The organism is Qipengyuania nanhaisediminis (assembly GCF_045862805.1).
Taxonomy (GTDB): domain Bacteria; phylum Pseudomonadota; class Alphaproteobacteria; order Sphingomonadales; family Sphingomonadaceae; genus Erythrobacter; species Erythrobacter nanhaisediminis_A.
Map to the genome: position 1 here is coordinate 1,932,792 of NZ_AP025760.1, position 13,332 is coordinate 1,946,123.

Below are 13,332 nucleotides of genomic sequence, written 5' to 3' on the forward strand. Positions count from 1 at the left end.
AGCGCACCGTGACATCCATTGCAGGAGCGACCTGCACGTCACGGTTTCGCGAATGACCCGGAGTTCCTCGCCGATAATGGTGAACATAATGTTAGTGATAGGGGGAATTTCGCAGTGCTATCCCGTTTCGGGACAGCGGCTTGCGCAGACCTAAACGACGAGTTCTGCAGCCGCGCCATGACCGAGGAAATCCGCCGGTGAAGCGCTTGCGCCATAGGCGCCGGCGCAGAAGACCGCGACAAGGTCACCCGGTTCGGCCGATGGCAGCAGCACGGCATCGCCCAGCCTGTCGAGCGGGGTGCAGAGGCAGCCCACCAAATTGACCACTTCATCGGGGTCGGCATCGAAACGGGTGGCGATCGCGACCGGATAGTTACGGCGCACGACCGTGCCGAAATTGCCGGAGGCTGCAAGCTGGTGATGCAACCCGCCATCGGTGACCAGGAAAACCGTCCCGTGGCTGACCTTGCGATCGATGACGCGGCACAGATAAACGCCAGCCTCGCCAACGAGATAGCGGCCCAACTCTATGCACAGTTCAGTGTCGGACAGCGCTTGCGGGAGGTTCGCAACCCGGTCGGCGAGAGCTGCGCCAACAGCTGCGATATCCAGCGGTTCGTCTCCCGGGAAATAGGGGATTCCGAACCCGCCGCCCATGTTCAGTTTTGGAAGAGGTGCACCGATCTGCTCTGTCAGTTCCTCGGCGAGGGCAAGGACATTAGCCTGCGCTTCGATAATCGCCTCGGCGCTCAGCGCCTGGCTGCCGGTAAAAACATGCAGCCCGCGATATTCGGCGCCATTGGCAATGATGTGACGAGCAAGTTCCGGCACGCGTTCGGCATCGACGCCGAAAGGCTTGGCACCGCCTCCCATCTTCATTCCCGAACCCTTGAGCTCGAAGGACGGGTTCACCCTTATGGCAATTCGCGCGCGCTTTTCGAGCCGACGGGCAATCGCAAGGCTGCGCTGCGCCTCGCCTTCGGATTCGCAATTGAGCGTCGCACCCGCTGCTATTGCCGCCTCAAGTTCATCGTCGCGCTTGCCTGGCCCTGCAAAGCTGACGCGCGCAGCATCCACGCCTTGCTTCAACACGCGCGCAAGTTCGCCCGACGAAGCGATATCGAACCCGTCGACAAGCGGCGCCATGTGCGCGATCACATCTGGATGCGGATTGGCCTTGACCGCGTAATTGATGCCGATGCGCTGCGGCATGGCAGCACGCAATTGCGCCACACGCTGATCGAGCCGGTCGCGCGAATAGACGAAAAGCGGGGTGCGGCCCGCATCCTCGACGATTTGAGTCACCGGCTTGCCGCCAATGGCCAGTTCGCCATCGATGGCGGTAAAGCCTGCAGGTATCGGGCCGGTCGGCTTGCTCTTCATCGTCCTGACTCCGTCAGAAGTTCCCGATGCAAGGTGGTGCGATCGATTTTGCCGTTCGGATTGAGCGGCAGAGTGCCGCGCCAATGCACCTGTTGAGGTTGCATGAAATTGGGCAGGCGCTTTCGCAGTTCTTGAACGAGGCGGCGATCTTCGGCCTTATCGCCAGTGCCGCGCACAACCAGGTGCACCGCGTGACCGAGCCGCGCATCAGGAACGCCAATAGCCACCGCCTCGGCAACAAGACCGGTGGCTGTTGCTGCTTCCTCGATTTCCTGCGGGCTGATCCGATTGCCCGCGCTCTTGATCATCGCATCGCGCCTTCCGACGAAATACAAGAGGCCATCATTGTCGCGTTTGACCCTGTCGCCCGAGAAAACAGCCATGCCGCCATAGCGCGATTGCGGAGGCGCAGGTCTGAACCTCTCGGCCGTGCGCGCTTCGTCCTGCCAGTAACCTTGCGCAACCAGTGGCCCGCAATGAACCAGTTCGCCCTCCTCGCCCGGCCCGGCGATCTGTCCCGCGTCATCGAGAACGAGGATCTCGGCAAAGGGTATGGCGGTGCCCATCGAGGTCGGGTGGTCGTCCACCAGAGAAGGGTCCAGATATGTCGAGCGAAACGCCTCGGTCAGTCCGTACATCGGGTAAAGATCGGCTTTCGCGAACATCGAGCGGAGGTCTGTTACGAGGTCGCGCGTCAGCGCGCCCCCGCTATTGGTCAGCCGGCGCAGCGTCGCGCTTGATTGCTGCGGCCATTCGGTCTCGGCAAGCTGGACCCACAGGGGCGGAACCGCTGCGAGGGTCGTGACACCGTGCCTTGCGCAAGCCTTGACGACATCGCGCGGGAACAGGAAGTCAAGCGGGACCACGCTGCCGCCTGCATACCAGGTCGAGAGTAGCTGGTTCTGGCCGTAGTCGAATGCGAGCGGCAAGACCGCGAGCGTCACGTCGTCGGGTGCCAGCCTCAGGTAGTGCGCAACGCTGACAGCGCCGAGCCAGAGATTGGCATGGCTGAGCATGACGCCCTTTGGTTTCCCGGTCGAACCGCTCGTGTAAAGGATCGCCGCGAGAGTGTCGGGATCGGCACGCGAAGGCCCTTGTGTGGTTCTGCCTTCCAACGCCGCTTCCATCGCGGCCTGCTCCTCGATAACGAAGCATCCGTCGGCAGTATCGCCGGGGTCGAGTGTCTTGATACGAGAAGCGGTCGCGATCAGCATTTTTGCACCGCTGTCTGCGAGGATATGCGCTACCTGCGCCCGCTTGAGCAGCGGGTTGATGGGGACATGGACCAGTCCGGCCCGTGCCGCCGCCAGTGGCAACAGGCATGTGAGTTCGCCTTTTGCCGCCCAGCTAGCAATACGCGCGCCGCTCTCTGGAACCGTGCGCTTCAGCCACCCGGCCAGCCAGTCCACCCGTTCTCCCAGCGCATCGTGAGACAAGGTGATGTCGCGCAGGACCAGTGCGGGGGCCGCGCCGGCACCGCGAGCACTCGCCAGTTCGACGATGTGATCGAGCGGATAGGGCGTGGGATCGGGCGGCGGAGAGATGATCGGCTCCATTCGGCTTAGGTAATGTCTGCCAGATTGGCAGGTCGACGCGCGGTATCACGACAGGGTTAACGTGTTGCAAGAGCTGTTTCAAAAAGGTGTCGCGACAGTCTTGTCCGTGGTTTGCGCTCGAAACGCACAGCATGGCGAGAGGCCGGGTTCTGCCTGCCCCTCATTGCAACGTCCCGCAAGCGCCAGTCCCGCCGGAGCTTGCGCCAATCCCCACGCGTGGCTAAGGGCGCGCTTCAGGCCGCACAACAAGGACCGGGCCATTTGGCGGCGCCAAAAGGGATCGATGTGAGATGAGCACCCATCCAGCCACTGACAAGTCTGGCGACGCTGCCGAGACCCGCGATGACGCGCCTGGCGCTGACATGGCCATGAGCCGGGCTGCGCTGGACAACGAGCTAAAGTCGATCATCGCAGACGTTCTGGGGATCGACGCACAGCAGGCCAGCGAACTGGGCGAGGAAAGCGGATTGTTCGGACATTTGCCAGAGCTCGATTCCATGGCGGTCGCCGGCCTACTGACCGAAATGGAAGACCGGCTCGACATCGTGATCGAGGATGATGACGTGGATGGCGAGATGCTCGAAACCTATGGCGGCCTTCTCGCCTTTGCAGAAAGCAAGCTTGTCTCGCGCTGAGGGCGGGATCGGGCAAGGCATCTCATGATTTCGACCTGGCATGCTCCGCAGGGCGACGGCACGACTAGCGAGGAATTGCTCATCGCATTCGATCGGTCGCGCGACAGGCGGGTCTTGGTCCTGCCTGCGTTGTTTGACGAGGCGAACAAGCTTCGCCGCTTCACGATCGAGGTGATGCGCGCGCTCGATCAGGCAGGTATCGACTGTTTCCTGCCCGACTTGCCCGGGCAGAACGAAAGCCTGAGCCCGCTGGAGCGACAGGACCTTTCTGCATGGCGCGAGGCCGCGCGCGCAGCCGCGATCCAGTGCAACGCAACCGAAACGCTTTCCATCCGTGCGGGGGCCTTGATCGCGCCAACCGAACTTCCCGGCACCGCCTATGCGCCGATATCGGGAGCGAAATTGCTACGCGCGATGATCCGCGCACGGCTGATCGCGTCGCAAGAGGCCGGCATCGACGAGAATTCGCAAGGTCTTTCCGCTGCAGCAAGAGACAAAGGTATTATCCTGGCGGGATGGCCCATTAGCGCCAGCATGTTCCGCGAGCTCGAAGCAGCCGATGGGCAGGTTGCCCCTCCCCGTGTCGCCATAGACCACAAGACAATCGGCGGTCGCGGGTTGTGGCTGCGAGCCGAGCCTGACGAGGACACCGCCCAGTCACAAGCCGTCGCGATGATGGTTGCCGAGCGATCCGGTGCGTCGTCGTGAGCAGGCTCCACTTCACTTTCGGCTGCAAGAGCCTTGCGCTGGCGGGCACGCTCGACACCGCGCCGGGGTCGACCGGTCTCCTGATCGTAACTGGCGGCAACGAGGTGCGATCCGGCGCCTATTCGAGCCAATCTCGCCTTGCTGCGCGGATCGCCAAGGCCGGATTCCCGGTCTTTCGCTTCGACCGGCGCGGCGTCGGCGACAGCGAGGGTGAAAATCGGGGTTTCAAGGCTTCCGGCAGCGATATCAGCGCCGCGCTCGAGGCTTTCAGGGCGATGGCACCACAGGTTCAGCGCGTGGTCGCATTTGGCAATTGCGACGCGGCTTCGGCGCTTATGCTTGCAGGCGGAGCAGGGTTCGATGGCCTCATCCTGTCCAATCCCTGGGTGATCGAGAGCGACGCGGAAGAGCCGGTCCATGCACCGTCGGCGATCCGGGCGCGCTATCTGGAGAAACTGACCCGTCCCGGCGAGATCATGCGCCTGCTGCGCGGCGGAGTCGATTTGCGCAAACTCGCGCGCGGATTGGCCCGGTCGGTGCGTCCGGGAGGCGGGACAAACTCGCTCGCACAAGAGGTGCGAGCCGGGCTCGATCATTTCGAGGGGGGGACCGTCATCCTGCTTGCCACTGGCGATCGAACTGCGCAGGTGTTCGAAAGCAGCTGGGACGCAAACGATCCTCGCATTCATCGGTGTCCTGGCGCGGACCATTCCTATTCGTCGCCGGACCATGCGGCCTGGCTCGAACGCGAAGTTCTCGCAGCCCTACGCGCCTAACGGGTGAAAAGACTCACCAATTCGACATGCGTGGACCAGCGGAACTGGCCGACCGGGCGCAGCTGTTCCAGCTTGAACCCTGCCGCGCCGAGTGTTGCCGCATCGCGCGCCCAGCTTGAAGGGTTACAACTGACATAAACGATCCGGGACAACGTGCTCTCGGCGATCTGCGCAATCTGTGCCTTGGCTCCAGCGCGAGGCGGGTCAATAATCACAGCGTCGAAACGGTCGAGTTCGGCAGGCTGAAGTGGATTGCGGAACAGGTCCCTGTGAAGCGCGATCATCTTGCCAGCGGTTCGGGTGCTCGCGACCTTGCTGGATAGATGCGCCGCGCATTCGGCTTCGACCGCCAGCACTTTTCGCGTCGATGGCCCCGTACCGGCCAGCGCAAAGGCGAAGGTGCCCAGTCCTGCGAACAGGTCAGCCACAATGGGTGAACCGCCCAGCCACTCTCGCGCATCGGCAATCATGACCGCTTCGGCATCGCGGGTGGCCTGAAGGAAAGCGCCGGGGGGAAGGCCCACTGGAACGCCCGAAAGCGTCACGGTCGCGGGCTCTGGTTCCCAGACCGTTTCGGCTCCGTAACCCTGATCGATGGTGAGGCGTGCAAGGCCGTGATCACGCGCAAAATCGAGCGCACCTTCGGTCGCTGCAAGGTCTTCAAGTGGGAAGTGTACGAGGCCCGCATCCACGCCCTGATCGCATACCGTGAGAGCGATATCGACATTGCCGCGCGGCCCATGCGTCGCGAGCAATTCGCGCAGTGGCTGGAAGAGACCGACGATTGCGGGATGCGAAACCGGGCATTCGGCCAGATCGACGATACGGTGCGAACCACCCTCGCGGAAGCCGAGCACCGCGCTCTTTTGCGTGCGCAAGCCGTGAAGGGTCGCGCGTCTGCGCACATGGGGAGGCGACAAATGGGCAGGCAGCAGATTGCCCGGCTCAAGCCCCTGCCCGGCCGCGGCATTGACCACCCTGTCGATAACGAATTTGCGCAGCACCTCTTCGTCAGCATGCTGCAACTGGCAGCCGCCGCAGCGAGTGAAATGGCGACACGGAGGCTCGACGTGGTGCGTGCCGGGTTCGACCCCATGTTCCTGCGAGTACAGGTCGCCCGGGACGGCTCCTGCGACATGGCGGCCACTGGTCGTTACCCCGTCCCCCTTGGCCGCGATGCGCACGATCGGTTCGTGTTCGCTCAAAGGCATGCGGCGATCGCTCCCGAAACATTTTTCGCCAGGTCCCGCGCCGTGAAAGCCGCGCCGCAATCGCGCGCTGCCTTGCCGTGCAACCAGGCTGCCTCGCAGGCCGCAGCGAAGGGATCGCGCCCGTTCGCCATGCGACTGACCGCGATGCCCGCGAGGACATCTCCGCTGCCGGCGACGGAAAGCCAGCTCGGTGCGGGCGGCACCAGCGCGAGCCGCCCATCCGGGGCGGCAATGACGCTATCGGGTCCTTTGGCAAGCACGCACATGCCACTCGCCCGGGCAAGACCGAGCGCTCGTTGCCTTCGTCCTTCGGCGATCACGGCAAAATGGCGACACAGGCTATCTAGCTCACCGTCATGCGGCGTGGCGAGGATTGCACGGCCTGCATCGAGCATCTTCGGCTGCAAAAGGTTCAGCGCGTCGGCGTCGAGGACGCTTGGAACATCGGCACGAAGCACCGCATTCAGCCGTTCGCGTGCATGCTCGTCCCTCCCCAGTCCGGGTCCAACGAGTATCGCCGCGATCCGGCTGTCATCCAGTGCTTCCGCCAGCGCCCGATCGTCGCAAACAAGCGCCGGATCAGGTGCCGAATTGCAGCCACCGAGCAATTTGACGTAGCCAGCCCCCGCGCGCTGAGCAGCCATGGCGGCGAGCATCGGTGCGCCGGGCATCTCTCCGCTGACGACAGCTGCAAGCCCGCGCTTATATTTGTGGGCGCTTGTCCCGGGCGGCGAAAGCTTGGGGCGTGTGACGAGGCGGGCTGCATCCTCGACCGAAGTGATCCCGATCGGGACTAGGCGCTTGCGTCCACACCATTCGCGCCCCGGCAAAAGCCAGTGTGCGAATTTCCAAGCCCCCAGAGCAAGCGTGACATCGGCGCGCGGAAGCTTGTCGTTGAGAAGGCGGCCATCATCGCTCGGAACGCCCGAGGGCATGTCGATCGCAATCGTCAGCGCGTGTCGCGAAGCAAGATCGCGCAGCAATAGCGCGTGCTCGCCCGAAAGGGGGCGCGCCAGCCCCGATCCGAACAAGGCGTCGACTAGCACGTGGCCTTCGAGCAATCCGCCGGTGGTCTCGACATCTCCTCCCCAATTTCGCCGTGCGGTCACGGCGGCGTCGGTCTTCGGCTCGACCGGCGCGATCACGCGCACCTCGAGCCCCGAATCGCGCAGGCGCCGCGCGATGACATAGCCATCGCCGCCATTGTTCCCCGGGCCGCAAAGAACGGTGACCGACCGCCCCGCCGCGATGCGCCGGACCCATTCTGCCGCGCCTGCCGCGGCGCACTCCATCAGTTCCCCTATCGAACTGCCCCCATCGATCAGGCGTTGTTCGGCATCGCTCATCTGCCGTGCTGTCAAAATCTGGGCGCGGTCCTGTGTCATTCTACCGCAATCCCAAAGCGAGCGGGAATACGGTAGCGATCATGACCGATCGCAAATTCGGTAAAGGCCTCGGAACCGCCCGCGAGACCTACGATCCTCTCGGCCCCATCAGCGCTCTCGATGCCGTCACCAGTCCGGCGGACGCGGCGGAAACCGCCGCCGGGTTGATGAAGCACCATTACCCCGTCGCCGCGTATTTCGAGCACGCAACTCTCGGTAAATTCGGCTCCGTTGCCAATAGCGCAGGCGATCATTTCGCCTTGGGGCAAGTCTTGTGCTGCGCCGCATCCCTGGATGCTCAATGCGAAGATTGCCAGGCTAGATATCCGCAAAGACATGGCTTTCACATTTCGCGCCCGGATGGGTCAGCGCGCCTTTGCTCGCGGGCCCGACATTTTGCGCATAGCGCCACAGCGCGCCCGACCGGTAATCGTTGACGCGAGGCTGCCAGCTCTTGCGCCGTTCCTCGAAGACGTTCGCATCGATTTCGAGATCGATGGTCCCCGCCTCGGCATCGATGCTTATGACATCGCCATCGCGGACCAACGCGATCGGGCCGCATTCGGCGGCTTCGGGTCCGACATGTCCTATGCAAAAGCCGCGCGTCGCCCCTGAGAAGCGGCCGTCGGTGATCAGGGCGACCTTTTCGCCCATGCCCTGACCGTATAACGCAGCGGTGGTGGCCAGCATTTCGCGCATGCCCGGACCGCCCTTGGGGCCCTCGTAGCGGATCACGATTACCGACCCTTCGGCGATGTCGCGCGCCTCGACCGCGGCAAAGGCGGCTTCCTCGCATTCGAAGACCCGTGCAGGCCCGGTGAATTGCAGCCGTTCCATTCCCGCGACCTTCACGATCGCGCCGTCGGGCGCGAGGCTGCCCTTGAGGCCGACCACGCCGCCGGTCGGCGTTATCGGAGTCCGAACGTCGTAGAATACGTTCTGTTCGGGATTCCAGGTGATCTCGTCGATATTCTCGCCAAGGGTCTTGCCGGTCACCGTCATCGGCTCGGGATCGAGGAAGCCGCCATCCAGCAACGTCTTCATGCCCATGTACACACCACCTGCCTCGTGCATGTCCTTGGCGACATATTTTCCGCCCGGCTTGAGATCGGCGATGTAAGGCGTCGACTTGAAAATCTCGGCAACGTCGAACAGGTCGAAATCGATACCTGCCTCGCTCGCCATCGCAGGTAGGTGAAGCGCTGCGTTGGTCGATCCGCCAGTCGCGGCGACCACGCGCGCGGCGTTTTCGAAGGCGGCGCGGGTGCATATGTCGCGCGGCCTCAGATTTCTTCCGAGAAGCTCCATCACCTGCATGCCTGCCGCACGCGCTATTTCCTCGCGCGATTTGTAAGGAGCAGGCGCCATGTTGCTGTTCGGCAGGCTTAGTCCAATGGCCTCTCCGACACACGCCATGGTGTTCGCGGTGAATTGCCCCCCGCAAGCGCCGTGACCAGGACAGGCGACCTTTTCGAGCGCGACCAGTTCCTGCAAAGGGCAATTGCCGGCTGCGTGCTGTCCGACGGCTTCGAACACGTCGACCACTGTCACGTCCTTGCCGTGATGCGTTCCCGGCAAGATAGAGCCACCATAGACGAAGATCGAAGGCACATTGAGACGCAACATGGCCATCATCATGCCGGGCAAGCTCTTGTCGCAACCCGCAAATCCGACCAGCGCGTCATAGCAATGACCGCGCACGGAAAGCTCGACGCTGTCTGCGATCACCTCGCGGCTCACAAGCGAGCTCTTCATCCCCTGATGGCCCATGGCGATCCCGTCGGTGACGGTGATTGTGTTGAAGCGACGCGGCGTGCCCCCGCGTTCAATCACTCCCTCGCGGCAAATATTGGCCTGGGCATCGAGCGTGGTGTTGCAAGGCGCGCTGTCGTTGCCTGCGCTCGCAACCGCAACGAAAGGCTGCGCGATTTCTTCCTCGCTCAATCCCATTGCGTAATAATAGGAGCGGTGCGGCGCCCTTTCGGGTCCGACGGATACGTGACGTGACGGCAGTTTGTTCTTATTGATCGGCATTGTCATTCCCGGCATCCGGCAGCGACACTGCCCTGCCGTTAGTCGAGCGCGAGCGCAACCCTTCCTGCAACGTCGGCAATCATGGTCGCCCAGCGCGCCTGGTCCGCGCGGGTCGCGACGAGATCCTGCCTGACCTCGATCGCGCAGTAATGGCGGCCATGCGCCTCGGCGTGGCGGTTCATCGTCGCATTGAACTGCTTGCCCGAATAGGGCTCGTTATCGCCGACCGTGACGCCTTGTTCGCCGAACAGGCGGATCGCGTGACGCGCGGCGCGGTCATCCTGATTGTAGAGCAAGCCAACTTCCCATGGCCGATCTTCCCCGCCCGATTCCAGCTTCGGGGTGAAGCTGTGGAGAGAAACGATCAGCTTGGGACTTGCCGCGTCTAGCCATCGGCCAAGCGCCTCGTGATAGGGACGATGATACTGAGCGAGGCGTGCTTCGACATCGGCGCCGATATTGCCCGGGATAAGGTGGCCGTCGCTCGTGGTCGGAACGACCTCCGGATGGTCCTCCTCGCGGTGAAGGTCGATCACCAGCCGGCTGATCTGCGCAACGTGAGCGGGGATATCGTGACGGCGAGCCATGCGCGCCGCGATGCCGATCGTGCCGATATCAACCGCGATATGCGTGTCGAGCAGACCATCAGGTATGCCGAGCACGATGTCCTCAGGCACAAAATTGGACGCATGATCGACCACGCAGACTATGCCGCCACGCCGAGGCTCACCAATCTGCCTGAAAGGCTGTCCGTCGATCATCGCAATTTCCCTGCAAGCCACCACCAGTAGGGGCGTTCACTGGCGATCCGGCGCAGTGCTTGGTCGCGTGCCGCCTCGCTTTCGTACAACGCGAAACAGGTCGCTCCCGATCCCGACATTCGCACAAGCCAGCTGTCGCCCGCCTCGAGTTCGGCCAGAACCTGCCCGATTTCCGGCGCGAGGTCGAGGGCAGGCTCGGTTAGGTCGTTGCGGCCTGCCAGCGCGATTTCGCGTGCCGTGCCTTGCGGGAGGGGGCCGCGATCAATGCCGTCCCACGCCTTGAAGACCGGCCCGGTGGCAAGCGGCACGCGCGAGTTGACGAGCAGGACCGGAGTGCCTTCGAGGTCGTTTAGAACGGGTGCGAGCTGTGTCCCGGTCCCTCGCCCGACACAGGCTATGCTGGCCACGCAAGCCGGGACATCCGCTCCAAGCGCGGCGGCTTTTGCCTCCCAGCCATCGCGAAAACCGTATTCGGCCATGACTATTCGAAACACCGCGCCCGCATCGGCAGACCCGCCCCCAAGGCCGGCGGCGACGGGCAGGTTCTTTTCCAGCGTGATCTCGAGCCCCTGCGAGCGAGGCATCGCAGCAAGCGCTTTGGCAACGAGATTGTCGAAGGGGTTTTCGATTCCGCCCGCAAACTCGCCGATCGTGGTGACGCGATCCTCCTTGGCAGGTCGCGCAATCAGGCGGTCGCCCGCATCGACAAAGGCGAACAGCGTCTCGAGCTCGTGATAGCCGTCCTCGCGCCGCCCACGGACATGCAGCGCGAGGTTGATCTTGGCGTGGGCGGTTTCGCGAATGGACTGACTCGCGCCTCTAAGGGGACTTTGGGCCACCACTTAGTCTTCGAAGGTCAATGCGTCTTGCAGCCGCTCTTCCTGATAAGGTTCGAGCGTCCCAGCAGGCGCCATTGCCAGAAGGTGGATCAGGGCCACGTCTTGCAGCCGATCCTTCTGATAGGGCTCCAGCGTCGAATACAAAGCCCAGACGCTCAGCGCCAGCATAGCAAGTCCCACTGAAAACCTATTTGCAATGGCATGCAAAGAGGTGATGGTCCCGCCGCTCACAACCAACTCGTCAGACCGCAACTCAAACTCTCCGTGATCCTAATTCCGCTATCGAGCTACACTGTCTCGTACCGAGGGCAAACGCGCCTCACATGTTCGGATAATTCGGCCCGCCCCCGCCTTCGGGCGTGGTCCATTCGATGTTCTGGTTGGGATCCTTGATGTCACAGGTCTTGCAGTGGACGCAGTTCTGCGAGTTGATCTGGAACCTGGGCTCCTGCCCCTCCTCGATGATCCATTCATAGACCCCGGCCGGGCAATACCGCTCGGACGGTCCACCGAAGACAGCGAGCTCACTTTCGCGCTGCAACTCGTAATCCTCCACCTTGAGGTGGTTGGGCTGGTCCTCGGCGTGGTTGGTGAAGCTGTAGGCGACGTTGGTGAGCCTATCGAAGCTGATGGTGCCATCGGGCTTGGGATAGTCGATCCTGGGATAGAGATCGGCGCGCCCTGTCATCGTGTAGTCGCGGTGATGCTCCATGCTGATCGGAAGGCCGATCTTGAGCGTGCGCATCCACATGTCCGCGCCCGCCAGCAGCGTGCCGATGTCGCCGCCATACTTGGCCACCGCGGGCTGCGCGTTCTGGACGAGCTTCAATTCCTTGGCGATCCAGCTTTCGCGCAGGTTTGCATCGTAATCGGAAAGCTCGGATTGCGCGTGTCCCGCAGCTATCGCTGCCGCCACGCTCTCGGCTGCCAGCATGCCGCTCTTCATCGCGGTGTGGCTGCCCTTGATCCGCGGCACGTTGACGAAGCCCGCCGCACAGCCGATCAGCGCCCCGCCCGGGAAAGCGAGTTTCGGCACCGATTGCCAGCCGCCTTCATTGATCGCGCGTGCGCCATAGGCAACGCGCGTTCCGCCTTCGAGATATTCGCGGATCGCGGGGTGCTGCTTCCAGCGCTGGAATTCCTGGTAGGGCGAGACCCACGGATTCTTGTAATCGAGCGCGGTGACGAAACCGAGCGCCACCTGGCCATTCGCCTGGTGGTAGAGGAAGCCTCCGCCCCAGCTATCGCTCTCGGTGAGCGGCCAGCCTTGCGTATGGATGACGCGGCCGGGCACGTGCTTTTTGGGGTCGATATCCCACAATTCCTTTATGCCGAGGCCATAGACCTGCGGCTGGCAATCGGCCTCGAGATCGAAGCGCGCTTTCATCTTCTTGGTGAGGTTGCCGCGCGCGCCCTCTGCGAAGAGGGTGTATTTCGCGAGGATTTCCATGCCCGGCTGGAAATCGCCCTTTTCCGAACCGTCGGCGGCAACACCCATGTCCTGCGTCACGACGCCGCGCACCGCGCCGGCATCATCGAACAGCACCTCGGATGCGGGGAAGCCGGGGAAGACCATGACACCCAGCGCCTCAGCCTGCTCGCCGAGCCAGCGAGTCAGTTTGCCGAGGGAGCCGGTATAACACCCGTCATTGCTCATCAGAGGCGGCATGAAGATGTGCGGCAGAGAGGTCTTGCCCTTCTTCGAAAGCACCCAGTGCCAATTGTCCGTGACCGGCGTTTCGGCCATCGGGCAATCCATGTCGCGCCAATCGGGCAGCAGCTCGTCGAGCGCCTTGGGGTCGACCACCGCGCCAGAAAGAATGTGCGCGCCGATCTCCGATCCCTTTTCGAGAACGACGACTTCCAGTTCCTCATTGATCTGCTTCAGCCGGATCGCGGCCGATAGGCCAGCCGGTCCGCCGCCAATGATGACGACGTCACATTCCATGGATTCGCGTTCGGTCATGCGCTTGTCTCGTCCTTGCGTTCCGGCGAATTTCTTCGCAAATTTGTCTCCCGGTGCACTTGCTAAGCGCGGCAGGGA

Annotated in this window: 13 protein-coding genes; 3 read left to right on the forward strand and 10 right to left on the reverse strand. The window is 63.0% G+C overall.

Annotated features, from left to right (window positions below):
• Positions 1-150 precede the first annotated feature (150 nt).
• A complete protein-coding gene (locus ACKTSM_RS09315) occupies positions 151-1,383 on the reverse strand; it encodes a pyridoxal-dependent decarboxylase, exosortase A system-associated (protein WP_407874381.1) in 1,233 nt (410 codons plus the stop codon).
• Positions 1,380-2,939, reverse strand: coding sequence for an acyl-CoA ligase (AMP-forming), exosortase A system-associated (locus ACKTSM_RS09320; RefSeq protein WP_407874382.1), 1,560 nt, complete (start codon positions 2,937-2,939; stop codon positions 1,380-1,382). Before ACKTSM_RS09320 ends, ACKTSM_RS09315 begins: the two co-directional genes overlap by 4 nt.
• A gap of 362 nt (positions 2,940-3,301) precedes the next feature.
• On the opposite strand from ACKTSM_RS09320, the gene ACKTSM_RS09325 reads away from it, so the two are divergent.
• From ACKTSM_RS09325 to ACKTSM_RS09335, 3 genes are all read left to right on the forward strand, one after another.
• On the forward strand, positions 3,302-3,574 hold the full coding sequence (locus ACKTSM_RS09325) for an acyl carrier protein (protein ID WP_407876346.1): 273 nt from the start codon (positions 3,302-3,304) through the stop codon (positions 3,572-3,574).
• Between the two features lie 75 nt (positions 3,575-3,649).
• Positions 3,650-4,282 (forward strand): hypothetical protein, encoded by a 633-nt coding sequence (locus tag ACKTSM_RS09330; RefSeq protein ID WP_407874383.1) that lies wholly within the window; start codon positions 3,650-3,652, stop codon positions 4,280-4,282.
• A complete protein-coding gene (locus tag ACKTSM_RS09335; protein WP_407874384.1) occupies positions 4,279-5,058 on the forward strand; it encodes a hydrolase 1, exosortase A system-associated in 780 nt (259 codons plus the stop codon). The genes ACKTSM_RS09330 and ACKTSM_RS09335 overlap by 4 nt, the downstream gene beginning before the upstream one ends.
• Here ACKTSM_RS09335 and ACKTSM_RS09340 read toward each other — a convergent pair.
• The 8 genes from ACKTSM_RS09340 to ACKTSM_RS09375 all read right to left on the reverse strand — a co-directional run bounded on the left by ACKTSM_RS09340 (position 5,055) and on the right by ACKTSM_RS09375 (position 13,254).
• A complete protein-coding gene (locus ACKTSM_RS09340; RefSeq protein ID WP_407876347.1) occupies positions 5,055-6,263 on the reverse strand; it encodes a class I SAM-dependent RNA methyltransferase in 1,209 nt (402 codons plus the stop codon). The genes ACKTSM_RS09335 and ACKTSM_RS09340 overlap by 4 nt on opposite strands.
• A complete protein-coding gene (locus ACKTSM_RS09345) occupies positions 6,260-7,654 on the reverse strand; it encodes an NAD(P)H-hydrate dehydratase (protein WP_407874385.1) in 1,395 nt (464 codons plus the stop codon). Before ACKTSM_RS09345 ends, ACKTSM_RS09340 begins: the two co-directional genes overlap by 4 nt.
• On the reverse strand, positions 7,651-8,001 hold the full coding sequence (locus ACKTSM_RS09350) for a hypothetical protein (RefSeq protein WP_407874386.1): 351 nt from the start codon (positions 7,999-8,001) through the stop codon (positions 7,651-7,653). Before ACKTSM_RS09350 ends, ACKTSM_RS09345 begins: the two co-directional genes overlap by 4 nt.
• Positions 7,973-9,688 (reverse strand): dihydroxy-acid dehydratase, encoded by a 1,716-nt coding sequence (gene ilvD / locus ACKTSM_RS09355; RefSeq protein WP_407874387.1) that lies wholly within the window; start codon positions 9,686-9,688, stop codon positions 7,973-7,975. Before ilvD ends, ACKTSM_RS09350 begins: the two co-directional genes overlap by 29 nt.
• A gap of 38 nt (positions 9,689-9,726) precedes the next feature.
• Positions 9,727-10,449 carry an N-formylglutamate amidohydrolase gene (locus tag ACKTSM_RS09360; RefSeq protein ID WP_407874388.1) on the reverse strand — a complete coding sequence of 241 codons (723 nt, stop codon included), beginning with the start codon at positions 10,447-10,449 and terminating at the stop codon, positions 9,727-9,729.
• Positions 10,446-11,288, reverse strand: a complete 843-nt coding sequence (locus tag ACKTSM_RS09365; RefSeq protein ID WP_407874389.1) for a 4-(cytidine 5'-diphospho)-2-C-methyl-D-erythritol kinase — start codon at positions 11,286-11,288, stop codon at positions 10,446-10,448. Before ACKTSM_RS09365 ends, ACKTSM_RS09360 begins: the two co-directional genes overlap by 4 nt.
• A gap of 3 nt (positions 11,289-11,291) precedes the next feature.
• The gene (locus ACKTSM_RS09370; RefSeq protein ID WP_407874390.1) at positions 11,292-11,456 is read right to left on the reverse strand and encodes a hypothetical protein; all 165 of its coding nucleotides are present in this window, start codon (positions 11,454-11,456) and stop codon (positions 11,292-11,294) included.
• Positions 11,457-11,607: 151 nt separating this feature from the next.
• A complete protein-coding gene (locus ACKTSM_RS09375; RefSeq protein ID WP_407874391.1) occupies positions 11,608-13,254 on the reverse strand; it encodes a 4Fe-4S dicluster domain-containing protein in 1,647 nt (548 codons plus the stop codon).
• Positions 13,255-13,332: the final 78 nt, after the last annotated feature.